Here is a 24,400-nt window from a genome sequence, read left to right as displayed (position 1 = left end):
TTGCGGCCGCGCGAGGCGGCCAGGTGATCTGCGACAATGCGATCTGCGGCGGTGCCCCGAGGACAGCCGTCATTTGGTCAGGATCAGCTTTCCCTGCCGCGTGATCCTGAGACGATAGAGCTCGCCGCGATGCTCGATGCCGATCTCCGTCTCGCCCTTGAAGACCGCCGCGCTGGCCATCGTCCTCGCCGGTCGCATCGCCGCCGGATGAGGCAGGCTACGGACCCGATCGAGGCATCCGGGACCGGTCAGGGCTGAAAAGAGTGGCTGGCTGTTCATGAAAATGGCTCGGAACGATAAGCTGCGGCGACTACGCGACCAGCCTAGCCGAGATCAAAAATACAAGCAATTACAATAGTTTACATGTATAATCATTCAAAACTCGGGATGAGGCGAGTAGGCCGAAGGTGGGAGATGGCGCGGGACCGCATGCCTATGGCCGCCAAGGCCGGACGATAGCCTGGTGCTCAAGGCTGCCGACGGCGAGCGTCAGCCCTTCCTCGCCGTCAGCACGAACATCGGCACGTCGCCGGGATAGGGCGAGGCCGGGAACAGATGCTGCCAGCTTCGGGCCGCGCCGAAACCGGCTTCGCTCAGCATCGTGCGCGCTTCATCCTCGGTCAGCCCGTCATGGCGCGGCAGGCTCGCGGCGAGCGTTTCGGGATAGGTCGAGCGATATTGCGGCGCGATCGACCAGAGCCCGTCCGAGACGAAGACCACCCCGCCCCGGCGCAGGAGGAGGTGAGCCTTGCGCAGGGCCGCCATCGGATCTGGCAGCGTCCAGAGCACATTGCGCAGCGTCACGATGTCGGCCGAGCCCGGCTCGAACGAGGCCTCCTCGATCAGGGCAGGTTCGAAAGCGACGTCGAGCCCAGCTGCCGCGGCGGCTTGCCGGGCCACGGCAAGCATGCCCTCCGAGCCGTCGCAGGCCCGCACGCGGTGTCCGAGCGATGCGGCGATCAGCGCACAGGCACCGGTCCCGGTGCCGAGATCGACGACATCCTTTACGCCGTGCGCTTCGAAGGCGGCCGCGAGCACGTCACGCCATAGCGCAGCCTGCGCGATATGCGAGGCGACGCCGTCGAAGGCCGGAGCGCGCCGGGTCCAGTAGTCGGAAACCTCTGCCTGCGCCTCGGCCGCTTTCATGACTGCCTCCGTTCCGGTTCGATCAGATATTCGATGTGCCGGCGCCCCGACGCTCCCTCGCGGATCGAAACGGCGACGCCGAAGATGCGCTGGATCGCCTCGGCGGTCAGAACCTTGTCCGGCGCCCCCGCCGCCTGCAGCCGCCCCTCATGCAGCAATGCGATCTCGTCGCAGAACATCGCCGCGAGGTTGAGGTCGTGCAGCGCCATGATGCAGGTGATGCCGAGGCGGCGGACCAGGCTCAGGATCGAAAGCTGGTGCTGGATGTCGAGATGGTTGGTCGGCTCGTCGAGGATGAGCTCGCTCGGTTCCTGCGCCAGCGCGCGGGCGATATGGACCCGCTGGCGCTCGCCGCCCGACAGGGTGTGCCAGAACTGGTCGTGCCGCTCGGTCAGCCCGACCCGCGCCAGCGCCTCGTTAACCGCCGCCTCGTCGGCGTCGTTCCAGGATGCCAGCGCGGCGCGATGCGGCGTGCGGCCGAGCCGGACAACGTCGCAGACGGAGAGCTGGATCTCGGTCGTCGCCTGCTGCTCGACAAAGGCGAGGCGGCGGGCGAGCTCGCGCCGGGGCACGGCGGCGATATCGCGCTCGTCGAGCGTGACGACGCCGCTCGCGACATTGCGCAGCCGGCAGAGCAGCCTGAGCAGGCTCGACTTGCCCGAGCCGTTCGGGCCGATCAGCCCGAGCACGCGGCCGGGCGCCGCCTGCAGCGTCACGCCGTCGACGATCATCCGGCCGGCGGCGCCCCAGCGCGCCTCACGGGTCGCGAGCGTCATGCCGGCCGCCTCGCACGGTAGAGGATCAGCGCGAAGACCGGCGCGCCGAACAGCGCTGTCACCACCCCGATCGGCAGGATCTGCTGCGGGATCAGCACGCGCGAGAGGATGTCCGCGAGGATCATGAAGATCGCGCCGACGACGAGGCAGGCCGGCAGCAGACGGGCATGGCCGGAGCCGACGAGGAAACGGGCGGCATGAGGAATGATCAAACCGACGAAGCCGACCGTGCCGACGATCGAGACCATCACCGCGGTCATCACTGCCGTCGTGGCGAGGAGCACGACCTTCACCCTCGTCACGGCGACGCCGAGCGAGGCGGCGGCATCGACACCGAAGGCGAAGGCATCGAGCACCTTGGCGTGCAGCATGCAGATGGCGAAGCCGATAAAGGCGACCGGCGCGGCGATCCAGAGGTCAGGCCAGCGCACGCCGCCGAAATTCCCGAGCAGCCAGAACATCACACCGCGCGCCTGCTCGGCGCTGGCCATGGTCGTGACGATCGTCGCGGTCGCTGCGTTGAAGAGCTGCGAGGTCGCGACGCCGGCAAGAATGACGCGATCGCTCGCCCCGCCCGCCCCTGTCGCCAGCAGCGCGACCACGGTGAGTGCAGCGCAGGAGCCGATGAAGGCGCCGGCCGAGACGCTCAGCGCCGTGCCGCCGATGCCGACGCCGAGGATCAGCACCGCGACGGCGCCGGTCGAGGCGCCGGCGGAGATGCCGAGCACGTAAGGCTCCGCCAGCGGATTGCGCAGGAGCGCCTGCAGGATCGCGCCGGAGAGTGCCAGCGCCCCGCCACACAGGCCCGCCATCAGCGCCCGGCTCAGGCGGTAGTCGAAGATCACGCCCTGCTGGATCGCGCTGACGGGAAAGTCGAGGCTGAACAGCCCGTTGCCGAGCGCCCGCAGCGCCGTGTCGAACGGGATGCGCATTTCGCCGATCGTCACCGCCAGCGCCACCGAGATAGTCAGCGCAGCGAGCGAGGCAACCGCGATGGCGATCCGCGCGGGCCAGTTCGGGCCATGGGCAGCGTGGCTCAAGGGGAGAGGCCGAAGCCGGAGATCGCCTTGGCGAGCGCCTCGATGCCGTCGACCGTATCGAGCCCGGCCCGGGTCGCGCCGACATCCAGGATCACGATGCGCTGGTTCCTCACCGCATCGAGCTTGCTGGCGACCGGATCGGTCTTGAGAAAATCGAGCTTCTTCTCGATGTCGTCGGCCGGGAAGCGGCGGCGATCCATCTTCACCGTGACGATCACCGCGGGGTTGGCGCCGGCGATGCTCTCCCAGCCGACCAGCGGCCACTCCTCATTGGTGGCGATGATGTTGCGGGCGCCGAGCTTCGATAGGATGTAGGCCGGCACGCCGTTCTTGCCGGCCATGAAGCCGTCGCCCTTGATGTCCCGGCTGGAGAACCAGACCACGACCGGCACGTCCCTGGCCTTGAGGCTGGCGACGGCCGCGACCGCCTTGTCCTCGCGTGCCTTCAGTTCAGCGACGAGGGCTTCAGCCCGGTCGGAGACATCGAAGATCTGCCCGAACTCGCGGATGTTGCGATAGACCAGCTCCATCGTGAACATCTGGGTGCGTACGCCGTCGCCGGCGCCGGAATTGTCCTTGCCGACGCAATCGGCCGGCGAGACGTAAGTCGGCACCTTGACCCCGGCGAACTGGGCGCGCTTGCCGACGATGCCGTTGGGTCCGACATGCCATTCGAACATCGCGGTGACGAGATCGGGCTCCTGGGCCAGCACCGCCTCGAAGCTGGGATCATTGTCGGCGAGGCGCTTCACCTTGGCATTCACCGCCTCATAGGGCTTGGCGACCGGCGAGAACCAGACGGCGGTGCCGACGACGCGGTCGCCGAGGCCGAGTGCGTAGAGGATCTCGGTCTGCGTCTGGCCGATCGCCACGACGCGCTTGGGCGGCGCGGCGAAGGTCACACTCTCCCGACAATTCTCGAGGGTCAGCGGATATTGCGTCGGCGCAGCGAAGGCCGACCCTGCGAACAGAGTGCCGAGGAGCGCCGCGGCGGCACCTTGCAGCAAACGGGTGACATGGCGAATGGCCGGCACAGCGGAAGCCTCAAATGTAACAATGTTGCATTTCTGATAGAAGGGTCGGCGCGCAGCCGTCAAGCTCTGCGCAACGGCGCGGACGGTGTTCATGACCATGGGTCTCATCGCTCCCCGAGATGGCAGGCGGGGAACTGCGCAGGGGCGTGGATGGATGGAGGGCAGCGCCACCATCGACACACAGCTCCGGAACACCCCGTCCGAAAGACGTCTTCGACGACCGGGGCAGGTCTCCTGGCTCGCGGGTCGATGCCGATCCCGCCCGGCCTTCCCAGCGCTGTCGGCGCCAGTGGACGATGGACGGAGAGCTCGCCGCTTACAGTTGCGGGGGCAGCCTCGGCTTTGGCGGAATACGCCTCACCGAATTCCCTCTTAGCTCCGGATGCGATCCGGAGAACCTCGATCGCGGCCACCCTATAAGGCCGCGCCGCACCGTCAAGCCTGTTCGCCGGAGCAGCTAGGAGAGCCAGGCGGGGAGTCGCGCGGGAGCGATACCCGTCAGCGCAGCCTCGATGCAGTCGTCGAGCGTGCCCAGCCTGACGGCGCAGCCGGAGAGCCCCGGCCCGTAATGGGCGTATTTGCCGGAGTTGGTCAGGACCACCTTCGCCTGCTCCGGGAAGACCGGGCGGGTGATCGAGCACCAGCAGAGATCGGGGATGATCGCGACGCCGCTCCGCGCAAGCCTGGCCAGTGTGCCATCGACTTCAGCCGCGGCGACGACCTCCCGCCCGGCCGTGATGATGACAGAGAGCGTCGCCGCGACGGAACGGCCGTCGAGCCGCGCAGCGAACTCGCGGCACTCGTCAAGCGAGGCGTGTGGGCTGCCGATGGCAACGAGATCGACGCTGGACGGCCCCTCGCTCAGCTTGCGCCAGCCCGCGGCGAGGTCCTCGCGGGTGATGACGACTTCGTCCTCGGGGACGCCGCCGAGGCTGTTTGCTTCCGGCGTGATGCCTTCGATATGGAGCATCGCAGCCGCCGAGGTCGTGCCGAAGGCGGCGCAGAGTGCCTTGAGATCGTCCTGCGTCGGTTGCGTCTTCGCCAGGCCCTTGATCAACGGGATCCGATCAGGCGAAGCCAGGCCGGCAAGGTAGCCGATCAAGGGCCAGGCCGCGCTGTCCGCCCCCTCCGGCAACTCGACCCGGACGGTACGGCGCGCCCGGCGCCCCTCGTCGAGAAAGGCGCCAGCGAGCGGCGCGCGGCCGGTTACGGCGATGCAGAAGTCCAGGAAGTCCGGATGCTTGGCGGTCCGGGCGCCGAGCACGGAATTGGCAAAGATCACCGCGTTCGATTCCGACCAGCCGATCGGCTCGCCGAAGCGTGGCGGCTCCCGCAGCGTATAGGGGGCGCAGGTGAAGCTCGCCTGGCAGCCCATGCGGACATAAATCTCGGCGAGGCGCGCCGCCGGTTCGCCGAATTCGGGCGCAACGCCCTGGCGGCGCCAGTTCGCATGGTCGACGGAGATCGCGTTCATCGTCGTCGGGATGCGGACGCGTGCGCCGAGCTCCTCCATCTTCTCGGCGAAGACCAGATTGGCCGGGCCGGCATAGATGCAGCCATCGACATGAGCCCGCGTCACATCGAGGAGTTCGGTCGCTCCTTGCTGGCTCGCCATGGCGACGAGGATGCGCATGGCCTGCTGGGCAGCGATCCCTACCTTGCCGTCGAGCATGCTGCGATCGGAAGAGGACAACCGCAGTCCTGCATCCGCCGCCGCGGCAAGAGGGATATGCACCTGCCCGCCATCGGCCGATACGCCATCCGGCGTGATCGTCGCGTGCCGCGCGGAGGAAAGGGTGGCGAAGGCCTCCGCGGACAGGCGCGCGACCGGGATGCGGCGCCCGAACATCTCGGAGGCGACGATCGCGCCGAGCGTCAGCGTGTCCTCGGGGCCAGCGAAGATCAGCGCGGCGGGGTTCTTGCCGGAGAGCGCCAGCTCCAGCAACACGCCGGAGCCCGAACAGGAGCCCCGACTGGTCGGCATCAACACGACCGCGCCGGCGAGCGAGACGCCATGGGCGGGATGATGCACGTCGATCACCGTACCCGTGGCGGGATCGACGCCGCCCCAGAAGCTCAAGGGCTCGGCGAGGACGACGACCGGCCCGGCTGCCTCGCCCGAGGCGACGATGGTGCCATGGTCCTGTCCGGGGGTGACGTTCATGGCGCGGGTCGACGAAGCTGGATGCGGAACGAGCGGGGCGCGAAGCCCTGCTCCACTGCAGTGATATCATCGAATCCCTTGTGCGAAAGACCGCGCCGATGCGCGGTCTACAGCTTGAACACCTCCCGCGCCGTTTGATGGGTGCGGATATAGTCCCAGTCATAGGTGACGCCGAGCCCGGGGCCGGTCGGGACCGGGAAGCAGCCATCCTTGTCGACGCCATCAAGCTGGTCGCTGTAGCCGCAGGCATAGACCGGCGGCACCGCGTTCGGGCAATCGGGCCCGACCAGCGCGAGCTCGTAGAAATTGGTGTTGCGGGTCGCGGCCATGCAGTGGCGGTGGGCCGGGCCACAGGCATGGATCTCGACATCGACGCCGAAGGCCTCGGCGAGATGGGCGATCTTCATCGCCCCGGTGATGCCAAGATCGTATTCCGGATCGGAGCGCAGCGCGTCGGTGCCGCCATTGATCAGGAAATCGGCCTTGGGCTCGAAGCCGCGCAGATACTCGGTCTGGAGGATCGGCGTCTTCAGCATCTCGCGCAGCTTCTTGTGAGCGAAGGCCGAGACGCCGCAATCGCGCATCGGATCCTCGTACCAGAAGTAGTTGCCCTCGTCGCAGGCGCGCCCGACATAGAGCGCATCGGCGAAGGTCCTGAGCTCGTTGGCGGGGTCGAGCATCAGGGTCATGCGGTCGCCGACCGCCTTGGCGACATGCAGGACGTTGGCGGCCTCCTCGCGCGCATCGCCATCATGCCAGCCATGGACCTTGAAGGCGCGGTAACCGAGATCGTAGCAGGCCTCGGCGAAGTCGACGAAGGCCTCCTTGCTGTCGAGCCCACCATTGCGGTCGCCGTGATAGGTCGAGGCATAGGTCTTGAGCTTGCTGCGGAAGCCGCCGAGGAGCTGCGAGACCGAGGCACCGAAGCGCTTGCCGGCGAGGTCCCAGAGCGCGATGTCGATCGGCCCGATGCCCATGCCGTCATGCTGGCGCAGCTCCCGCTTCATGTCGTTCCAGATCTCCTCGCGGTGATCGGGATCGCGGCCGAGGATGTTGGGCGCCAGCGAGAGCGTCTGCGCCATGGTGGCGCGGGTGCCGCCCCAATGCATGACATATTGCCCCTCGGCTCCGTCCTCGCTGCGGATGACCACGGCGAACTTGGTCAGCTCCAGCTCGGAATTAGGCTTGTAGCCGATATTGTAGACGGCGCGCGCGTTCTCGGCCGAGCGGCCGAGATTCCTGCTCTTGAACGAGAACTCGACGATCTCGACTTCGCTGATCCTGGTCATCGGAATTCCCTTAGAAGCCGGCGACACGCGGCAACCAGAGGCTGAGCGCGGGCACGTAGGTGATGATGGCGAGCGCCGCGACAAGCGCGATCAGGAAGGGCCAGAGCTCGCGGAAGAGCGGCCCTAGCCTGACTTTCGTGATCGCCATGGCGACGAAGCAGAGCACCCCGACCGGCGGCGTCACCTGGCCGATGACGAGGTTGACCAGGAGCACGATGCCGAAATGCACGAGGTCGATCTGCAACGAGGTCAGCAGCGGCAAGAGGATCGGCACCAGGATGATCATGATGGCGATCGTCTCCATGAACATGCCGGCGATCAGCAAGGCGATGTTCAGGATCAGCAGCACAACCAGCGGGTCGGTCGAGATCGACTTCATGAAGTCGGTGACGAGCTGGGGCGCCTGGTCGACGGCGAGGATCCAGCTGAAGGGCGAGGCAGCCGCGACGATGGCGAGGATGACCGCCGTCTCGCGCGCCGTGCCGACCAGGATCGCCGGCAGATCGGCGAGCTTGATCGTGCGGTAGACCAGCATGCCGACGACCAGCGAATAGGCGGCGGCGACGCCGGCGATCTCGGTCGCGGTGAAGAGCCCGGCGCGGAAGCCGACGATGATCAGCACCGGCATCAGCAGCGCCAGCGAAGCGTATTTGAACTCCGTCCAGAGATTGCCGAGCGAGAAGGCGCCAGCCGCGCGGAAGTCGCGCTTCAAGGCCAGTATGGCGATGGTCGCCATGATGCAGCCGGCCATGACGAGGCCGGGGATGATGCCGGCGACGAACAGGCTGCCCAGCGAGATATTGGCCTGCCAGGCGTAGACCACCATCAGGATCGAGGGCGGGATGATCGGCCCGAGCGTGCCGGCTACGGCCGAAAGCGCCGCGCCGAAGGCCCGCGGATAGCCCATCTTTTCCAGTTGCGGCACGAAGACCCGCGCCGCCGCGGCGGTATCGGCGACCGAGGAACCTGAGATGCCGGAGAGGAAGACCTCGCCGACGACCAGCGTATGCGCCGGGCCGCCGCGGATATGGCCGACCAGCGCCTTGGTGAAGCTGAAGAGGCGCTCGGAGATGCCCGATGCGTTCATCAGCGAACCGGCGAGTGTGAACAGGGGAATCGCCAGCAGCGGGAAGGACTGCACGCCGGCGACGATGCGCTGCGCGGCGACCGTGAGCGGGATACCCTCCATGAAGATCACCAGCAGGGCCGAGCCGGCCATGGCGATCCAGATCGGCGTGCCGACGACGATGAGCAGCGCGAAGGCGCCCAAGAGCAAGGTCACCATGGCCGCTACTCGCGCGTCGTGATGTCGGACCAGAGCGCCCCGGCGGGCCCCTCATCCAGCAGGTTGCGCAAGAGATGCAGCAGCGAGAGCGCACTGCCCACGAAGAGCGGCGCGATCATCCAGCCGGCCGAGATGCCGAGCATCGGCGTCAGATTCGGCAGCTCGCGCTGGAGATAGCGCCAGGAGAACAAGGTCAGCGTGCCCAGCACCGCCGCCGTCGCCAGGAAGGCGAGGAGGCCGAAGGCGCGGGCGAGCCAACGCGGCGCGAACATCACGATGACGTCGATGATGATGTGCGTGCGGGCATGGAAGGCGCTGGCGATGCCAAGGAAGACCATCCAGGCGAAGAGCAGCAGGATGAGCTCCTCCGACCAGGTCAGCGGATCGCTCAGCACATAGCGGAAGACCACGGCGGCGCAGACCAGCGTCGCGATGGAGGCGTGGAGCACCACCAGGGCAGCGTCCTCGACGCGGCTCGACCAGTCGTCGAGCCGCCGGATCAAAGTGAGGCCGGTCATCGGGCCGGATTAGCGCTTGCGCTGCGTTTCGATCGCCGCGAGCACGCGGTCGAGATGCGCCTTGCCCCAGCGCCCTTCCATCGCGGTGGCGACGACCTTGGACTTGGCGGCGAAGGCATCGCGATCGACATCCTCGACGATCTTGGAGCGACCGGACTTGCGGATGTCCTCCAGCATCGAGGCCTCGCGCTTCTGCTGGAGATAGGTGTTCATCGCCGAGGCGCGGGCGGCCTCCGCGAACAGCACCTCGCGATGCTCGGGCTTGAGCTTGGCGAGGCTGTCCTTGTTGATGACGATCATGTTGTTCTGGAGCATGTGCTTGGTCATCGCGACATAGCCCTGCACTTCGTAGAACTTGCGCGAGAAGATCGTCGGGATCGGGTTCTCCTGGCCGTCGACGGTCTTCTGCTGGAGCGCGGTGTAGACCTCGCCGAAGGGCACCGGCGTCGGCGCCGCGCCATAGGCCTTGATCATCTCGACCCAGACCGGACTCTCCGGCACGCGGATCTTCAGCCCTTGCAGGTCTTCAGGCTTCTTCACGGCGCGGTCGAGCGTCGTCATGTTGCGCCAGCCCCAGTACCAGATGCGGGTCACCGGCACGATGTTGTGCTTGTCGCGCAACTCGTCGAACACGGGATCGAAGGCGTCGGAGCGGATGATCGCTTCGGCCTCGCTCCAGTCCTTCCAGAGGAAGGGCCCGCTGGGGATTTCCAGCGCCGGCACCAGCGAGGAGGCTGCCGCCATCGACGGCGCGGACAGGTCGAGCGCGCCCTCCTTGACCTGCTTGAAGAGATCGACCTCCTTGCCGAGCTGTTCGGCCGGGAAGACCCGGATGGAGACGGCGCCGCCGGTACCCTTGTTCACCCGCTCGGCGAACTCCTGGAAGAGTTCGCCGGCGATCTCGGCGGTGGTGTTGGCGTGGCCGAAGCGCAGGGTCTGCGCCTGCGCCGCGCCTGCGATCAAGCTGCCGGCGATCAAGGCCGCGGCGGCGATGCGTCTCAGGATCATGCGTGTCCTCCCTGGTGTTGAACCGGGCCGTTTTCGGCCTCGGGGCGTTGCGGCTATTTGATCAATCGCTCGTAGGATCCTTCGAGATGCAGGCGCATGGCCTGCGCTGCCGCATCGGGATCGCCGGCTTCGAGAGCGTCGACGATGCGGAAGTGTTCCTGATGGGTCAGGCCGACATCCTGCTCGCGGGTCAGGTAGAGCCGCGAGATGTGCAGGTGGAAACGCAGGTCGTCATAGCTCTTGAGCGCGACCTGGTTGCCGGCGGCCTGCAGGATGATGCGGTGGAAGCGGTCGTCCGCCTCGGTGAAGCCGCGATGGCTGCGATATTCGCGCGACGGCTCGCCCGCCATCATGGCCGCGACCTCATCGCGCAGCGCCGCGATGACGTCCGGCCCAGGCCTGCTCCGCGCCGCCTGCGCTGCGGCCCAAGGCTCGATCACGCCGCGGAAGCTGTAGACGTCCTCGTAATAGCGGCGGTCAGGCAGCGGGGCCGTGGCAAAGCCGATGAAGGGCTCGGCCTTGACCAGCCCCTCCGCCACGAGCCGGGCCAGCGCCTCGCGGATCGGTGTCGAGGAGACCTGAAGCTCGCGTGCCAGCCCGTCGACATTGAGCTTTTCGCCCGGCGCATAGGCCTGGTCGAGGATGCGCTCCTTGATCGCCTCGTAGACCTGGTCGCCGAGCACGACCCGCTCGATCTTGCGTGCGCCGTTCAAAATTCTGCATCCTGCATCTTGGATCGTGCATGATTTTGAAATGAACTCTCAGGGGAGTCAATCCGTTCGGTGACGGACAGCACGGCGCCTGACCGATCGCTCGCCCGAGCCTCTGAGCTGACCTGGTCGCACGATTCGGGTCAGCTCAAGCCTCGCCGGCTACCCATCGTCACGGATGCGCAGACACATGACAAAACGCAGCATTCACAGCAGCCATCGGCCTTTTCAGGCAGTGGAGGGCCGCACCGGTGCTCACGCGGCAGGACGAGCCCCCACAACGCTCGCTCCGCTGCCAACAGGTTCGCGCTCCCGCGCAACAACTATGTTAATGCATTGATAATAAATGAATTTTTCGGCTTCTCTCAGAATCTAGCGAGACGGTCCCTCAGGAAGGCGCCCCAAGGATTTACCTCTCGTTAACCATTCGATTCCTACATCTGGGGAACCGAAAATTTACCAAGATGACCGCCGTGTTAACCCAACCCCGGCCGATCCGCCTCAAGGGGCGCTCCTATCTCGCGTTGACGCTGACACCCGAGCTGCCTTTCGAGGACTGGCTGGTGCGGCTCGACGATCTCGCCGGCCGCTCCGCCGGCTTCTTCCTGCGGCGGCCGGTCGTGCTGGACGTCGAAGGGCTGGAGATCGACCGTGCCCAGCTGCGCGACCTCGTCGGCAAGCTCGGCACCCGCAATGTGCGGATCATGGGCATCGAGGGCGCGCGTCCTTCGATGCTCGGGTCCGACCTGCCGCCGGCCATGTCGGGCGGCAAGGCGACCGGCGACATCGAGGAGCCTATTGCCGCGCCGGTCAAAGAACCCCCTGCTCCCGCTGCGGTCGAGAGCGTGGCGGAGATGCCCGCCGCGCCGCTGCCGACCACGGGCGCGCCCGCCTCGCTCGTCGTGACCCAGCCGGTGCGCTCGGGACAGTCACTCTTCTCCGAGGGCGACATCACCATCATCGGCTCGGTCGCCTCCGGCGCCGAGGTCATCGCCGGCGGCTCGATCCATATCTACGGCACGCTGCGCGGCCGGGCGATGGCCGGCACGCTCGGCAACGCCGCCGCGCGCATCTTCTGCCGCAAGCTGGAGGCCGAGATGGTCGCCATCGACGGCTTCTACAAGACGGCGGAGGACCTCGAGTCCACTCTGCGCGGCAAGCCCGTGCAGTTCTGGCTCGAAGGCGAGACCTTCACGGCCGGGTCACTGACCTGAAACGACAGCACGTCCACCGGAACTAGGAGAGGTCAATGGGCAAGGTCATCGTGGTCACATCGGGCAAGGGCGGCGTCGGCAAGACGACGTCCTCCGCCGCCCTGGGCGCAGCCTTGGCGCAGAACGGCGACAAGGTCGTGGTCGTCGATTTCGATGTCGGCCTGCGCAATCTCGACCTGATCATGGGTGCCGAACGGCGGGTGGTCTACGACCTCGTCAACGTGATCCAGGGCGAAGCCAAGCTGACGCAGGCGCTGATCCGCGACAAACGGGTCGAGACGCTCTATCTGCTGCCGGCCTCGCAGACGCGCGACAAGGACAATCTCACCACCGAAGGCGTCGAAAAGGTCATCGGCGCACTCAGGACGCATTTCGACTGGGTGATCTGCGACAGCCCGGCCGGGATCGAACGCGGTGCCACCCTCGCCATGCGCCACGCCGACATCGCGATCGTGGTGACCAATCCGGAAGTCTCTTCGGTGCGCGATTCCGACCGGATCATCGGCCTGCTCGATTCGAAGACGGTGAAGGCAGAGAATGGCGAGCGCATGGAGAAGCACCTGCTGCTCACCCGCTACGACCCCGCCCGGGCCGAGCGCGGCGACATGCTGAAGGTCGACGACGTCCTCGAGATCCTGTCGATCCCGCTGCTCGGCATCATCCCCGAGAGCATGGACGTGCTGCGCGCCTCCAATATCGGCTCGCCCGTCACCCTGGCGGACGAGCGCAGCGCCCCGGCGCTGGCCTATTTCGACGCAGTGCGCCGGCTCAAGGGCGAGAGCCTCCCCGTCACCATCCCCGGCGAGAAGCGCGGCTTCTTCGGCAAGATCTTCGGAAGGAAAGCGGCATGAACCTGCGTCGTCTCTTCTTCCGCACCCAGTCGGCCCCGGCCGCGCGCGAGCGCCTTCAGGTCCTGCTGGCCCATGAGCGCCTCTCGGCAGATGGCGCCGACCTCGTGACCAAGCTGCGCGACGAGATCCTGCAGGTGATCGCCAAGCATGTGCAGCTCGACAGCGACAAGGTCAGCGTCCGCATGGAGCGCGGCGCCCAGGTCTCGACGCTGGCCGTCGACATCGAGATCCCGTTCGACGCGGGCAAGAAGGCGGCCTAAGGGCCGCCTTTTCCTTTGATATCGCAGGCCTTTGCCGGCCTCACATCACCGCCGGGCCACGGCCGTCATATTCAGCATCGGTGACCTTCTCCAGCCAGTCGACGACCTTGCCCTCCTTGGCCTCCTGCACGGCGATATGCGTCATCGCCGTCTCCGGCCCGGCGCCGTGCCAGTGCTTCTCGCCCGGCGGGAACCAGACGACGTCGCCCGGCCTGATCTCCTCGACCGGCCCGCCCCAGCGCTGCACGCGGCCGAAGCCGGCGGTGACGACCAGTGTCTGGCCGAGCGGGTGGGTGTGCCAGGCCGTGCGCGCGCCGGGCTCGAAGGTGACGCTGGCGCCCTGCACGCGCTCGGGTGCATGCGGATTGAACAACGGATCGATGCGGACGGTGCCGCTGAACCAGTCGCCCGACCCTTTCGCCGATGGCCGGGTTCCGGCGCGGATGATGTCCATGGGCTGTCTCCTTGGGCCTGCGGTCGTCCTGAAAGCTGAACCGGTAATCTAGTCACGTCCGTGCCCGGATTGAATGGGCAGGCGCCTTCAATGGAAATCGCGGGATTTCGGCAGGATGCGGACATTGCGGGGATGGCGCCCCCGCGGGATCTGCGGATGCTTGAACTCGTCGGCGCGGGTCAGCACGATCTCGGCGCGGTGGGTGTCGGAGAGGCCGAGCAGCTCGGCCGAGCGGTCGAAGACGCGCTTGGCCATCAGATGGATCACGCCCTCCGGGCTCTTCTGCACCCGACCCTCGACCAGGAGCAGCCGCGCCGCCATGACCTCGCGGCGGAAGCGCTCGAAATCGCGGGCCCAGAGCACGACATTGGCGATGCCGGTCTCGTCCTCCAGCGTGATGAAGATGGCATTGCCCTTTCCGGGTCGCTGGCGCACCAGCACGACGCCGGCGACGCTGGCCCAGGCACCATCGCGCATCGCTGACATCTGCCCGCAACTCGCGATGCGCTCGCTGGCGAAGCGGGCGCGCAGCAGACCCATCGGATGGCCCTTCAGCGAGAGCCGCGCCGTCTGGTAATCGGCGACGACGTGCTCGGCGAGCGGCATCAGCGGCAGCGCCATGGTGCGTTCCGCCCCGAGCTCGCGCGCCTGCGCCGCCTCGAACAGCGGCAGGGCCTCGTCGTCCGGCAGGCGGCGCACCGCCCAGAGCGCCTCGCGCCGGTCGAGCCCTAGCGAGCGGAAGGCGTCGGCATCGGCGAGCAGGCGCATGGCACGGGCCGGCAGGTGCGCCCGGCGGGCGAGTTCCTCGACATCGCGATAGGGCTCGGTCCGGGCTTCGACGAGACGCTCCGCCCATTCCTCCCTGAAGCCGTCGAGCTGGCGCAGGCCGAGGCGCAGCGCCCAGGGGCTTTTCCAGCCCGGCCCTCCCGGCTCCAGCAGATTGTCCCAGGCGCTGGAATTGACGTCGATCGGCCGCGGCTCGACACCGCCATTCTCCTGCGCCTCGCGGACGATCTGCGCCGGGGCGTAGAAGCCCATGGGCTGCGAATTCAACAGCGCCGCGGCAAAGATCGCGGGATGATGGCGTTTCAGCCAGGACGAGACATAGACGAGCTTGGCGAAGGAGGCGGCGTGGCTCTCGGGGAAGCCGTAGCTGCCGAAGCCCTTGATCTGCTCGAAGCAGCGCTGGGCGAAATCGCGCTCATAGCCGCGAGCGACCATGCGCTCGACCATCAGCGCCTCAAAATGGCCGATGGTGCCGACATTGCGGAAGGTCGCCATCGCCTTGCGCAAGCCGTTGGCTTCGGGGTCGGTGAACTTCGCCGCCGTCATTGCGAGCTGCATCGCCTGCTCCTGAAAGAGCGGCACGCCGAGGGTGCGCTTGAGAACCTGGCGGAGTTCGTCCGGATGATGGGGGGGCGCCGGCGAAGGGTAGTCGACCTGCTCGATGCCCGCCCGCCGCTTCAAATAAGGATGGACCATGTTGCCCTGGATTGGGCCGGGGCGGACGATCGCGACCTGGATGACGAGATCGTAGAGCTCGCGCGGCTTCAGGCGCGGCAGCATGTTCATCTGCGCCCGGCTCTCGACCTGGAAGACACCGAGCGACTTGCCTTCGCAAAGCATGTCGTATGTGGCCTCATCACCGTCCTTGATATCGGCCAAGGCGTAGCTTTTACCCTCCTTCTGCGCGATCAGTTCGAAGGCCTTTCGAATGCAGGTCAGCATGCCCAAGGCGAGCACGTCGACCTTCATCAGCCCCAACGCGTCGATGTCGTCGCGATCCCATTCGATGAAGGTGCGGTCCGCCATCGCGGCCTTGCCGATCGGCACGGTCTCGTCGAGGCGCCCCCGCATCAGCACGAAGCCGCCGACATGCTGCGAGAGATGGCGCGGGAAGCCGAGCAGGCGCACGGCGAAGTGCACCGCCCGCGCGATCACCGGATTGTCGGGGTCGAGCCCGGCCTGGCGGATCTGGGTGCGGGTGATGTCGGAGCCCCAGCTGCCCCATTGCGTCGAGGCGAGGCGGGCGGTGACGTCCTCGGTCAGCCCCAGCGCCTTGCCGGCCTCGCGCATGGCGCTGCGGGGCCGATAATGGATCACCGTCGCGGCGATGCCGGCGCGCTCGCGGCCATAGGTCTTGTAGATCCACTGGATCACCTCCTCGCGGCGCTCATGTTCGAAATCGACGTCGATATCGGGCGGCTCGCTTCTTTGCTCGGAGATGAAGCGGGCAAAGAGCAACTGGTATTCGTTCGGATCAACGGAGGTGATGCCGAGCGCGTAGCAGACTGCGGAATTCGCAGCCGAGCCTCGTCCCTGACAGAGAATGCCTTCGCTTTCGGCGAATTCGACGATCTGGCGGATGGTCAGGAAGTAGCGGGCGTAGTCGAGCTTGCCGATCAGGACGAGCTCGTCATCGACCTGGCTTTGCACCTTCTCCGGAATGCCGGCTGGATAGCGCATCGGCAGGCGCCGGCGTACCAGTTCCTCCAGCCAACCCTGCGGCGTCCAGCCGGGCGGGACCGGCTCGTCCGGATACTCGTATTTCAGCTCCTCAAGATCGAAGTCGATGCGGCCGAAGAGGTGCTGCGTCTCCTCGATCGCCTCCGGCGCCTCTTTGAAGAGCCTCGCCATCTCCTGTGGCGGCTTGAGATGGCGCTCCGCATTGGCCTCGAGCAGGCGGCCGGCCTTGTCGATCGTCGTGCCTTCGCGGATGCAGGTCATGAGGTCCTGCAGGTCGCGCTGCTCGGGAGCGTCGTAGAGCACGTCATTGGTGGCGATCAGCGGGGTGCGGGTCGGGGCCGCGATGCTGCGGAGACGGGCGAGGCGGCGGCGGTCGTCGCCGCGGCGCGCCATGGTCGCCGCAAGCCAGACCGCCCCGGGGGCGGCTGCGTCGAGCCGGGCGAGGACCTCCGCGAGCCCGTCCAGCCGGCGCTCCGGCATGACGATCAGCAGGAGGTCGCGGGCATCGTGCAGCAGGTCGTCGAGGGAAAGGATGCACTCGCCTTTGGCGCCGCGCAGATTGCCTGTGGTGAGCAGGCGGCAGAGCCTGCCCCAGCCGGCGCGGTTGGCGGGATAGACGACGATGTCCGGCGTGCCGTCGGCGAAGACGAGGCGGCTGCCGGTGGCGATCTTGAAGGCCTTCGCCATCGCCTGTAGCTGCGGCAAGGTGAAAGGCAGATCGTCGAAGGCCGGGTTCTCGACCCAGATATATTCGCCCGGGCTGCCGCCCTCGCGGATCTTCTCGGGGGCCAGCACGCCGTCCTCGCGCAGGTCGCGCAGCGCGGCCCAGGCCCTCACCACGCCGGCGACCGTATTGCGGTCGGCGATGCCGAGGCCCGCCTGTCCGAGCAAGAGCGCGGTCATCACCAGATTCGGCCCGGGCGAGGCGCCGCGCAGGAAGGAGAAGTTCGTCGCAGCGACGGGCTCAGCATAGATGGTCATGCGAACAGCCCGTGCAGATACCAGCGCGGCGCGGTCGTCTCGCGACCATAGAGGCCGGCGCGGTAGAGCCAGAAGCGACGCCCTTGCGCATCCTCGACGCGATAATAGTCGCGCGTGTGCTCACCCGGCCCATCGCGCCACCAGTCCGGCGCGATCCGCTCCGGCCCCTCGGCCCGGGCGATCTCATGCAGCACGCGCCGCCAGCGGAAACGCAAAGGCGGGCCATCGGGCACCTCGGCCAGGGTCTCGACCGGCTGGGGCGGCTCGAAGAGCTGGAGCGGGCGGGCCGGGGGCTCGTCTGGCTGGGCAACGGGCCAAGGCAGCGCCTCGTTCGACTTAGCTGCGGCTGGGACAAGCGCAGCCTCCTGCTCGGGCTGATGGCTGTCCCGCGCGACGAAGCGCAAGACGCGCTCGCGGCCGAAGCGAGTAACAAGACGATCGACGAGATCGGCGACCGCCTCCTCCTCGACGGCGCGCCCGTCGAGGCTCGCCTGCGGCGTGCCGAGCGGCTCGCAGACGGGCACGGAAAGCCTGATCGCGTCATAGCCGAAGCCGGGGTCGAGCGGATCGGCCAGGCTGTCGATACGCTCGCGATAGAGCCGCAGGATCGCGGCGACGTCGCGCGAGGGCCGGCCGGTCTCCAGCTGAAGCCGGCGCACGGCGCCGTCGCTGCGGAAGAAGCTGACCTCGAAGGCGCGCCCGCCCTCGCCGCGGGCCTCGAGCAGGCGACTGGCCTCGCCGAGCAGGTGGGTGACGATCTCCTCAAGCCCGTCGGTATCCTGCAAAGGATCGGGGAAATGCCGCTCGACCACGCAATCGGGCGGCGGACGCAGGGGCGTGATCCGGGCATCCTCATGGCCGAGAACGCGACGCAGCTTCGTGACGAGCGCCTCGCCGAAGCGAGCGGCGAGCGTGTGCGAGGGGCGGCCGGCGAGATCTCCCAATGTCTTCAGCCCGGCACGCGACAAGGCGATCACCGTCTCGGACGAAGCCTCCAATGCCGAGACCGGCAGCAGCAGTGCCCGCTGCTCATCCTCCCCCGGCAGCGAGATGGCGCAGCGACCGAAGCGGGAGAGGGCGCGGGCCGCCTGCGGCGTGCCGGCGATGCTGGCGAAGACAGTGAGACCGAGCCAATCCATGCTGCGGCCGACGCGCTGGCGCAGCGCCGCCTCGCCGCCGAAAAGATGGGCGCAGCCGGTGATGTCGAGCACGAGCCCATGCGGCGGGTCGAGCGCGACGAGCGGGGTGAAGCGATCGCAGAGCGCGGCGAGCCATTCGATCAGGCGCCGGTCGGCAGCCGGATCAGCCTCGACCACTGTCAACTCGGGGATACGGGCGCGGGCATCGGCCAGGGTCAGGCCGCGGGTCAGGCCGAGCTTGAAGGCGCGCTGGTCGCAATCGGCGAGACGCAGCGCACCGCGATCCTTCTCGACCAGGACGAGCGGACGCTCATCCGGCCCGGCGGAGCCCCGGCGGCGCAGGCGCTCGCTCGCCAGATAGGGAAACCAGAGGGCGAGATAGCGGCGCTGCATATCCCGCTCCATTCTTGCTGCCTCCCTCGCTCCCGATCCTGTCCCGGAAACATCGCTCGTCACGGTTCCACTCCACACGCCACTCACGCTCACCCAGGCCGCCGCGATGGCGCAGCAGCCGCAATCCGAAGGCGGGATCGCCCGGCGCCTCCGCCTCCCGCGCCCGCGACGGCAAGGGGCGCACCTGCCAGCGCGTGCTGGCGGCGCTGGGCTGCGGCTCTGCCGCCACCCGCAGCAGCAAGGTCAGGACGCCGGACGCCTCCGCCGCCAGCGCGAGGCGCCGACTGGCGGTCAGGTCGAACTGGCGCGGCGCGCCCCAGGGCTCGATCAGGGTCGCCCCGAGCGCGGCGCAACGTGCCGCTTCCGCGCCGGCCCGCAGCGCGCCCTCGCCATCCCGGACCCGGACCAGCAGGATCTGCGCGGGATCGAGCCCGAGCTCGGCCAGGCCCGGCGGATGCAGCTGTCCGGCCTCGGCATCGAGGAAATCCTGCCGGACCCAGAGCACCGGCCGCGAGCCGGCAGCGCGCAAAGCCAGCGCCGCGGCGAAGCCCGTGGCGGCGGGCAGGTCGGCCCCGGCCGCGGCGTAGACCTCATGCAAGGCGGCGCGCGCGATCCCTCCCCCCAGCGGCTCATCCAGCGAGGGCGATCCGAACGCGACCCGCTCCACCGGCGAAAGCTCGCGCGCCAGCCCCGCCAGAGCGAGGCTCTGCCGTAAGGCTGTCAGGGATCGGGTGGAGGCGTCTGCCATAGGGTCACATGTTCACTTTTTGTTCCAGTCATAAAGCGACTCCAAAACGCGCCGGAGTCAAGTCCGCATCCGCTTCCGCTTGCCTGCGAGCGGCTCGCTGCTGTCATATCGGGGCAAATCGGATCACCTATCCGCTGTGCGCCGCAAGCCCGCGGCCTCGCCTGGAGACCGCCATGAGTTCGGGACTCTTCGCCCTTCTCGACGACGTCGCAGCCTTGGCCAAGGTCGCCGCGGCCGCGCTCGACGATGCCGCCGCGCAAGCGACCAAGGCCGGCGCCAAGGCAGCCGGTATCGTCATCGACGACGCAGCGGTGACCCCGCGCTACGCGGTCGGCTTCGCGGCGGAGCGCGAATTGCCGATCATCGGCAAGATCGCGCTCGGCTCGCTGAAGAACAAGCTCATCTTCCTGCTGCCGGCGGCGCTGGTGCTCAGCCTGGTCGCGCCCTGGGCGATAACGCCGCTCTTGATGGCGGGCGGCGCCTATCTCTGTTTCGAAGGCTTCGAGAAGGTCTACGAGCTCGTCGTACCGCACGCGCATCACGACGAGGCCGCCGGCGAGGGCGGCACCGATATCCTCGACGCAAAGCAGCTCGAAGACCAGAAGATCGCCGGCGCGATCAAGACCGACTTCATCCTCTCGGCCGAGATCATGGCGATCACGCTCGCCGGGGTCACCGACTCGTCCTTCTGGATGCAGGCGCTGGTGCTGGCCGTGGTCGGCCTCGGCATGACCGTGCTGGTCTATGGCGTCGTCGCCCTGATCGTGAAGGCGGACGATGCCGGCGTCGCGCTGGCGCGCAGCAGTATCCTCCCGATCCGGCTCCTCGGGCGCGGCCTCGTCACCGGCATGCCGCCCTTCCTCAAGGTGCTGAGCGCGGTCGGCACGGCGGCGATGCTCTGGGTCGGCGGCGGCATCATCATCCATGGCCTCGCCGGCTATGGGCTCGCCGGGATCGAGCATGCCATCCATGCCGTCGCCGTCGCGGTCGGAGGCTCCTGGCCGGCGCTCAAGGGTGCGCTCGAATGGCTGACCACGGCGGCCGCCTCCGCGGTGTTCGGACTCGTCATCGGCGGGCTCTGCCTCGTCGGCATGCATTTCGTCGTCGAGCCGGTGCTGAAGGCGCGGCGTGGCAGCGGCACGAAGACTGCCGCCGCCGAGGCGAAGCGGCATTGAGCGCCGCCCAAGCGCAGGCCCCATGCGTCTGCGGCAGCCGCGCGCCTTGCTGAAATCTGCTAGCGCGATTGGACAAGCCCGTCGCGCGGGCAACCGGTCCGTTCATGCTGCAATTCCTCGCCACCAGTACGCCCTTCTTCGCGGTGATCGCGCTCGGCGCCTTCACCGCCTGGCGCAGCCTGTTCGCGGCCGACACAGTCAGGGTGTTCAACACCTTCGCCTTCATGGTGGCGACGCCGGCGATGGTCCTGCGGGTGATGTCGCGCCAGCCGATCGCGGAATTGTGGAACGGGGTCTTCTTCGCCGCTCTCGCCCTGATCGGCGTCGCGGTGCTGGCGCTCGCGATCCTGCTGCAACGGCGCCTGCTCGGCCTGCCTTTCCCCAACGCGGTGTCACGCGGCCAGGCACTGGTCGGCGGCAATTTCGCCTTCCTCGGCATCCCGCTGATGCTCGCCTTCCTCGGCGACAGCGCCGCGGCGCCGATCGCGATCGGCCTGATCTGCGACACCGCCCTGATCGTGCCGCTCTCGATCGGGCTGATCGAGGCCGGACGCGGCCAGGGCTCGCCACTTGCGATCGCGGCCAGGCTCGTCCGCGGTACGATCGTCAACCCGTTCATGCTCTCGATCATGGCCGGGATCGCACTGTCGCTGAGCGGGGTCGCGCTGCCTGAGCCGGTCGACCGGTTCCTCCTCTTCCTCGGCGCCTCGGCCGCGCCGGTCGGCGTCTTCGCGCTGGGGATCGCTGCTTTCCAGTGGAGCCGGCAGGGCAGGCTGCCCTTGCGCGGCGTGCTGCCGCTGGTCGCCGGCAAGCTCATCCTGCACCCTCTGCTGACCTGGGTCGTGCTGGCGCTGGTCCTGAAGCTCGACCCGTTCTGGGTCCAGGCCGGCGTGCTCTATGCGGCGCTGCCGATCGCGGCCAATGTCTTCGTCATTGCCGAACGCTTCGACACCGGCAGCCGCCCGATCGCGGCTGCGATCGTGATCTCGACTGCCGCAGCCGCCCTCACCTTCCCCCTCGCAATCTGGCTGATCTCGCCCTGAACGCCAGCCCGGAGACATCCATGCCAAGCCAGCTCTTCCAGCCCTTCGACCTCGGCGGCCTGCACCTGTCGAACCGGATCGTGATCGCGCCGATGTGCCAGTATTCGGCCGAGGAGGGCTCGGCGACCGACTGGCACCTGATCCATCTCGGCAACCTCTCGCTGTCGGGCGCCGGGCTGCTGATCATCGAGGCGACCGCGGTCGAGCCCGAGGGGCGGATCAGCCCGGACGATCTCGGCCTATGGAGCGATGCGAACGAGGCGGCGCTGGCGCGCGTGCTTGAGGGTATCCGGCGCCATTCCGAGATGCCGATCGGCATCCAGCTCGGCCATGCCGGCCGCAAGGCCTCGGTCCATTCGCCCTGGACGGGTGGCGGGCAGCGCCCGCTCGAGGATCGCGGCTGGCAGACGCTCGCACCCTCGGCCTTGCCGATGCAGGCCAAGGACCGGCCGCCGCTGCCGCTCGACGCCGCCGGGCTGAAGCGGATCCGCGAAGCCTTCGTCGCGACGGCGCGCCGGGCCGTGCGGCTCGGCCTGCAGGCGATCGAACTGCATTGCGCCCATGGCTATCTCTTGCACCAGTTTCTGTCGCCGCTCGCCAACCAGCGTGACGATGCCTATGGCGGCTCGCTGGAGAACCGCATGCGTTTTCCGCTCGAGGTCTTCGATGCGGTGCGCGAGGCGGTGCCGGCCGCGATCCCGGTCGGCGTGCGCGTCTCCGGGACCGACTGGGTCGAGGGCGGCTGGGACATCGCCCAGACCGTCGCCTTCTCGGAGGCGCTGAAGGCGCGCGGCGTCAGCTTCATCCATGTCTCCAGCGGCGGCGTCTCGGCCGCGCAGACAATCGCGCTGTCGCCGGGCTATCAGGTGCCGCTGGCCCGGGCGGTGAAGACGGCGACGGGCGTGCCGACCATCGCCGTCGGCCTGATCACCGATTACGAGCATGCCGAGGCGGTGGTCGCCGGCGGCGATGCCGACATGGTCGCACTCGCCCGCGGCATCCTCTACGATCCGCGCTGGCCCTGGCATGCCGCCGCCCATCTCGGCGCCAGCGTCAAGGCGCCGAAGCAGTATCTGCGCTCGCAGCCGAGCCGCTTCCGGACGCTGTTCGAGAGTTGAAACGTCGCCCTACCAACACAAAGGCAGTCATCCCGGACAAGCGGCGAAGCCGCGCCGATCCGGGATCCATTCCGGAACCTCTATCGGAAAGGCTCCGGAATGGGTCCCGGGCCTCCCTCCGGTCGCCCGGGACGACTAGAGGGTTTGAATGCGCGGACCGGACTCAATCGCCCGGCTGCGCGCCCTCATAGCCCTCGATGATGACGAGATCGACCGGGCCGACCTTGGCGAGATGCTGCACCGCCGCCTGGTATTCCGGCGAATCGTAGCAGGCGCGTGCCGTTTCGATGTCCTTGAACTCGATGACGACGTTGTGCTTGCGGCCCTCGCCGCGGGCGAGCTTGTACTCGCCGCCGCGGACGACGAACTTGCCGCCGTATTTGGCGAAGGCGATGGCGTTGAGCGAGCGGTAGGTGGCGTATTCCGACTCGTTCTGCACGTCGACGCGGGCGATCCAGTAGCCTTTCGCCATGGTCACGCCCCCTCGACCGCGATCAGGTCGATCTCGCCGGCGCCCTCGCGCAGCTTGCGTGCCTCGGCGTACTCGACCGAAAACAGATAGGCCTTGGCTGCCGCGTAGTCGGGGAATTCCAGGACGACGTTGCGAGCCCGGCCCTCGCCCTCGCCGACCGACATCTGGCCGCCGCGGACCAGAGGCGTGCCGCCATACTGCTTGATCACCTCGGAGGCTTTCGCGGCATAGACCGCCCATTGCGTCGCATTGGTCACCTTGGCGCGACCGATCACATATCCCTTGGGCATTGCCGTATCCGTATCCGATGGAAAGGAGGCGGGAGATTATGCGGCGCCGGCGATCTCGTCCATGACCGCAGCCGCCGCTGCACGCGGGTCTGCCGCGCGGATGATGGGACGCCCGACAACGAGGTGGTCGGCGCCGGCGCGGATCGCCTCGGCCGGGGTGAGCGTGCGCTTCTGGTCGCCGACGGCGCTGCCGGCCGGCCGGATGCCGGGGGTGACGATCGCCATGTCGGGGCCGATGACGTCGCGGACGATCTCGGTCTCGGCGGCGGAGCAGACGATACCGTCGACGCCGGCGGTGCGGGCCTGCTGGGCGCGCAGGCGCACGAGATCGCGCACCGCGAGCCCATAGCCGGCATCCCTGAGGTCGCCATCGTCATAGGAGGTCAAAGCGGTGACGGCGAGCAGCTTCAGCGCCGCCTCGCCGCGGCCCTCGACCGCGCCGCGCATTGTCTGCGGATAGGCGTGCACGGTCAGGAAGGTGACGCCGAGCTTGGTCAGCGATTCCACGCCCTCGGTCACCGTGTTGCCGATGTCGTGCAGCTTGAGATCGAGGAAGACCTTCTTGCCTTCGGTCACGAGCTGGCGGGCAAGGTCGAGCCCGCCGGCGAAGGCGAGCCGATAGCCGATCTTGTAGAAGCTCGCGCCGTCGCCGAGCGTCGAGACGATGCGATAGGCGTCCCAGACCGTCGGCACGTCGAGCGCGACGATCATGCGGTCCCGGAGATCGTTGATCTTCTGCGTCATCGCTCTGCCCTCCGCCTGTTACCGGGTGAAAGGCACGATTCGAGTGCTAGCGCAAGGATTTCTCATTTTTGAGACGGATCTT

Annotated in this window: 24 protein-coding genes and 1 riboswitch; of the genes, 6 read left to right on the top strand and 18 right to left on the bottom strand. The window is 67.8% G+C overall.

Features of this window, described 5'->3' with window-relative positions; all coding sequences use genetic code 11:
* Positions 1-69 precede the first annotated feature (69 nt).
* The 11 genes from hemP to BMZ21_RS11625 form a co-directional block, all read right to left on the bottom strand.
* Complete coding sequence (gene hemP, locus BMZ21_RS30815) at positions 70-198, bottom strand: hemin uptake protein HemP (RefSeq protein ID WP_336531802.1); 129 nt, start codon at positions 196-198, stop codon at positions 70-72.
* A gap of 291 nt (positions 199-489) precedes the next feature.
* Positions 490-1,146, bottom strand: coding sequence for a class I SAM-dependent methyltransferase (locus BMZ21_RS11670; RefSeq protein ID WP_091833716.1), 657 nt, complete (start codon positions 1,144-1,146; stop codon positions 490-492).
* Positions 1,143-1,922, bottom strand: a complete 780-nt coding sequence (locus BMZ21_RS11665) for an ABC transporter ATP-binding protein (RefSeq protein ID WP_091833713.1) — start codon at positions 1,920-1,922, stop codon at positions 1,143-1,145. Before BMZ21_RS11665 ends, BMZ21_RS11670 begins: the two co-directional genes overlap by 4 nt.
* Entirely contained in the window at positions 1,919-2,962 is a 1,044-nt protein-coding gene (locus tag BMZ21_RS11660) for a FecCD family ABC transporter permease (protein ID WP_091833710.1), read from the bottom strand. The genes BMZ21_RS11665 and BMZ21_RS11660 overlap by 4 nt, the downstream gene beginning before the upstream one ends.
* The gene (locus BMZ21_RS11655) at positions 2,959-3,987 is read right to left on the bottom strand and encodes an ABC transporter substrate-binding protein (RefSeq protein WP_244543827.1); all 1,029 of its coding nucleotides are present in this window, start codon (positions 3,985-3,987) and stop codon (positions 2,959-2,961) included. Before BMZ21_RS11655 ends, BMZ21_RS11660 begins: the two co-directional genes overlap by 4 nt.
* Positions 3,988-4,203: 216 nt before the next feature.
* Positions 4,204-4,413: riboswitch (cobalamin riboswitch) on the bottom strand.
* A 40-nt stretch (positions 4,414-4,453) separates the two neighbouring features.
* Entirely contained in the window at positions 4,454-6,160 is a 1,707-nt protein-coding gene (lhpI, locus tag BMZ21_RS11650) for a cis-3-hydroxy-L-proline dehydratase (protein ID WP_091833707.1), read from the bottom strand.
* A 107-nt stretch (positions 6,161-6,267) separates the two neighbouring features.
* Positions 6,268-7,449, bottom strand: a complete 1,182-nt coding sequence (locus BMZ21_RS11645) for an enolase C-terminal domain-like protein (protein ID WP_091833704.1) — start codon at positions 7,447-7,449, stop codon at positions 6,268-6,270.
* Between the two features lie 10 nt (positions 7,450-7,459).
* A complete protein-coding gene (locus tag BMZ21_RS11640) occupies positions 7,460-8,734 on the bottom strand; it encodes a TRAP transporter large permease (protein WP_244543806.1) in 1,275 nt (424 codons plus the stop codon).
* Positions 8,735-8,739: 5 nt separating this feature from the next.
* Positions 8,740-9,252, bottom strand: a complete 513-nt coding sequence (locus BMZ21_RS11635; protein WP_091833701.1) for a TRAP transporter small permease — start codon at positions 9,250-9,252, stop codon at positions 8,740-8,742.
* Positions 9,253-9,261: 9 nt separating this feature from the next.
* The gene (locus BMZ21_RS11630) at positions 9,262-10,260 is read right to left on the bottom strand and encodes a TRAP transporter substrate-binding protein (protein ID WP_167561610.1); all 999 of its coding nucleotides are present in this window, start codon (positions 10,258-10,260) and stop codon (positions 9,262-9,264) included.
* Positions 10,261-10,313: 53 nt separating this feature from the next.
* The gene (locus BMZ21_RS11625) at positions 10,314-10,973 is read right to left on the bottom strand and encodes a GntR family transcriptional regulator (RefSeq protein WP_091833698.1); all 660 of its coding nucleotides are present in this window, start codon (positions 10,971-10,973) and stop codon (positions 10,314-10,316) included.
* Between the two features lie 461 nt (positions 10,974-11,434).
* On the opposite strand from BMZ21_RS11625, the gene minC reads away from it, so the two are divergent.
* Genes minC through minE form a run of 3 tightly spaced genes read left to right on the top strand, consistent with a single transcriptional unit; the run spans position 11,435 to position 13,295 of the window.
* Entirely contained in the window at positions 11,435-12,184 is a 750-nt protein-coding gene (gene minC / locus BMZ21_RS11620) for a septum site-determining protein MinC (protein ID WP_091833695.1), read from the top strand.
* 35 nt (positions 12,185-12,219) lie between these two features.
* On the top strand, positions 12,220-13,035 hold the full coding sequence (minD, locus tag BMZ21_RS11615; RefSeq protein ID WP_091833692.1) for a septum site-determining protein MinD: 816 nt from the start codon (positions 12,220-12,222) through the stop codon (positions 13,033-13,035).
* Entirely contained in the window at positions 13,032-13,295 is a 264-nt protein-coding gene (minE, locus tag BMZ21_RS11610; protein WP_091833689.1) for a cell division topological specificity factor MinE, read from the top strand. Before minD ends, minE begins: the two co-directional genes overlap by 4 nt.
* 40 nt (positions 13,296-13,335) lie before the next feature.
* On the opposite strand, the gene BMZ21_RS11605 is transcribed toward minE, so the two are convergent.
* From BMZ21_RS11605 to BMZ21_RS11590, 4 genes are all read right to left on the bottom strand, one after another.
* Positions 13,336-13,749 carry a (R)-mandelonitrile lyase gene (locus tag BMZ21_RS11605; RefSeq protein ID WP_091833686.1) on the bottom strand — a complete coding sequence of 138 codons (414 nt, stop codon included), beginning with the start codon at positions 13,747-13,749 and terminating at the stop codon, positions 13,336-13,338.
* Positions 13,750-13,836: 87 nt separating this feature from the next.
* Positions 13,837-17,196: an error-prone DNA polymerase gene (locus BMZ21_RS11600; RefSeq protein WP_091833683.1), complete on the bottom strand. Its 3,360-nt coding sequence runs from the start codon at positions 17,194-17,196 to the stop codon at positions 13,837-13,839.
* Complete coding sequence (locus BMZ21_RS11595) at positions 17,193-18,728, bottom strand: Y-family DNA polymerase (RefSeq protein ID WP_091833680.1); 1,536 nt, start codon at positions 18,726-18,728, stop codon at positions 17,193-17,195. Before BMZ21_RS11595 ends, BMZ21_RS11600 begins: the two co-directional genes overlap by 4 nt.
* The gene (locus BMZ21_RS11590; protein WP_091833677.1) at positions 18,646-19,476 is read right to left on the bottom strand and encodes an ImuA family protein; all 831 of its coding nucleotides are present in this window, start codon (positions 19,474-19,476) and stop codon (positions 18,646-18,648) included. Before BMZ21_RS11590 ends, BMZ21_RS11595 begins: the two co-directional genes overlap by 83 nt.
* A gap of 173 nt (positions 19,477-19,649) precedes the next feature.
* Between BMZ21_RS11590 and BMZ21_RS11585 the strand changes: the two genes are divergently transcribed.
* From BMZ21_RS11585 to BMZ21_RS11575, 3 genes are all read left to right on the top strand, one after another.
* Complete coding sequence (locus tag BMZ21_RS11585) at positions 19,650-20,651, top strand: DUF808 domain-containing protein (protein ID WP_091833674.1); 1,002 nt, start codon at positions 19,650-19,652, stop codon at positions 20,649-20,651.
* 104 nt (positions 20,652-20,755) lie between these two features.
* The gene (locus tag BMZ21_RS11580) at positions 20,756-21,694 is read left to right on the top strand and encodes an AEC family transporter (protein WP_143079692.1); all 939 of its coding nucleotides are present in this window, start codon (positions 20,756-20,758) and stop codon (positions 21,692-21,694) included.
* Between the two features lie 20 nt (positions 21,695-21,714).
* Entirely contained in the window at positions 21,715-22,812 is a 1,098-nt protein-coding gene (locus BMZ21_RS11575; RefSeq protein ID WP_091833668.1) for an NADH:flavin oxidoreductase/NADH oxidase, read from the top strand.
* A gap of 163 nt (positions 22,813-22,975) precedes the next feature.
* Here the strand turns inward: BMZ21_RS11575 and BMZ21_RS11570 are convergent, their stop codons facing one another.
* From BMZ21_RS11570 to pyrF, 3 genes are read right to left on the bottom strand one after another with little or no spacing between them, the layout of a single operon-like run.
* On the bottom strand, positions 22,976-23,284 hold the full coding sequence (locus tag BMZ21_RS11570) for a DUF1330 domain-containing protein (protein WP_091833665.1): 309 nt from the start codon (positions 23,282-23,284) through the stop codon (positions 22,976-22,978).
* Between the two features lie 2 nt (positions 23,285-23,286).
* Positions 23,287-23,574, bottom strand: a complete 288-nt coding sequence (locus BMZ21_RS11565; protein ID WP_091833661.1) for a DUF1330 domain-containing protein — start codon at positions 23,572-23,574, stop codon at positions 23,287-23,289.
* Between the two features lie 36 nt (positions 23,575-23,610).
* Positions 23,611-24,318, bottom strand: a complete 708-nt coding sequence (pyrF, locus tag BMZ21_RS11560) for an orotidine-5'-phosphate decarboxylase (protein WP_091833658.1) — start codon at positions 24,316-24,318, stop codon at positions 23,611-23,613.
* Positions 24,319-24,400: the final 82 nt, after the last annotated feature.

It is taken from the genome of Allobosea lupini (assembly GCF_900109525.1).
Taxonomy (GTDB): Bacteria; Pseudomonadota; Alphaproteobacteria; order Rhizobiales; family Beijerinckiaceae; genus Allobosea; species Allobosea lupini.
The sequence above is the reverse complement of the archived record's forward strand: the minus strand, read 5'-3'. Positions and strand labels throughout refer to the sequence as shown.

Excerpts from the sequence above, each read along its gene's own strand:
- minE (WP_091833689.1), top strand. The coding sequence starts at position 13,032 with ATGAACCTGCGTCGTCTCTTCTTCCGCACCCAGTCGGCCCCGGCCGCG.
- BMZ21_RS11645 (WP_091833704.1), bottom strand. The coding sequence starts at position 7,449 with ATGACCAGGATCAGCGAAGTCGAGATCGTCGAGTTCTCGTTCAAGAGC.
- BMZ21_RS11670 (WP_091833716.1), bottom strand. The coding sequence starts at position 1,146 with ATGAAAGCGGCCGAGGCGCAGGCAGAGGTTTCCGACTACTGGACCCGG.
- BMZ21_RS11590 (WP_091833677.1), bottom strand. The coding sequence starts at position 19,476 with ATGGCAGACGCCTCCACCCGATCCCTGACAGCCTTACGGCAGAGCCTC.
- BMZ21_RS11570 (WP_091833665.1), bottom strand. The coding sequence starts at position 23,284 with ATGGCGAAAGGCTACTGGATCGCCCGCGTCGACGTGCAGAACGAGTCG.
- BMZ21_RS11640 (WP_244543806.1), bottom strand. The coding sequence starts at position 8,734 with ATGGTGACCTTGCTCTTGGGCGCCTTCGCGCTGCTCATCGTCGTCGGC.
- BMZ21_RS11605 (WP_091833686.1), bottom strand. The coding sequence starts at position 13,749 with ATGGACATCATCCGCGCCGGAACCCGGCCATCGGCGAAAGGGTCGGGC.
- BMZ21_RS11585 (WP_091833674.1), top strand. The coding sequence starts at position 19,650 with ATGAGTTCGGGACTCTTCGCCCTTCTCGACGACGTCGCAGCCTTGGCC.
- minD (WP_091833692.1), top strand. The coding sequence starts at position 12,220 with ATGGGCAAGGTCATCGTGGTCACATCGGGCAAGGGCGGCGTCGGCAAG.
- minC (WP_091833695.1), top strand. The coding sequence starts at position 11,435 with ATGACCGCCGTGTTAACCCAACCCCGGCCGATCCGCCTCAAGGGGCGC.
- BMZ21_RS11575 (WP_091833668.1), top strand. The coding sequence starts at position 21,715 with ATGCCAAGCCAGCTCTTCCAGCCCTTCGACCTCGGCGGCCTGCACCTG.
- lhpI (WP_091833707.1), bottom strand. The coding sequence starts at position 6,160 with ATGAACGTCACCCCCGGACAGGACCATGGCACCATCGTCGCCTCGGGC.
- BMZ21_RS11595 (WP_091833680.1), bottom strand. The coding sequence starts at position 18,728 with ATGCAGCGCCGCTATCTCGCCCTCTGGTTTCCCTATCTGGCGAGCGAG.
- pyrF (WP_091833658.1), bottom strand. The coding sequence starts at position 24,318 with ATGACGCAGAAGATCAACGATCTCCGGGACCGCATGATCGTCGCGCTC.
- BMZ21_RS11635 (WP_091833701.1), bottom strand. The coding sequence starts at position 9,252 with ATGACCGGCCTCACTTTGATCCGGCGGCTCGACGACTGGTCGAGCCGC.
- BMZ21_RS11665 (WP_091833713.1), bottom strand. The coding sequence starts at position 1,922 with ATGACGCTCGCGACCCGTGAGGCGCGCTGGGGCGCCGCCGGCCGGATG.
- BMZ21_RS11600 (WP_091833683.1), bottom strand. The coding sequence starts at position 17,196 with ATGACCATCTATGCTGAGCCCGTCGCTGCGACGAACTTCTCCTTCCTG.
- BMZ21_RS11565 (WP_091833661.1), bottom strand. The coding sequence starts at position 23,574 with ATGCCCAAGGGATATGTGATCGGTCGCGCCAAGGTGACCAATGCGACG.
- BMZ21_RS11630 (WP_167561610.1), bottom strand. The coding sequence starts at position 10,260 with ATGATCCTGAGACGCATCGCCGCCGCGGCCTTGATCGCCGGCAGCTTG.
- BMZ21_RS11580 (WP_143079692.1), top strand. The coding sequence starts at position 20,756 with ATGCTGCAATTCCTCGCCACCAGTACGCCCTTCTTCGCGGTGATCGCG.
- hemP (WP_336531802.1), bottom strand. The coding sequence starts at position 198 with ATGCGACCGGCGAGGACGATGGCCAGCGCGGCGGTCTTCAAGGGCGAG.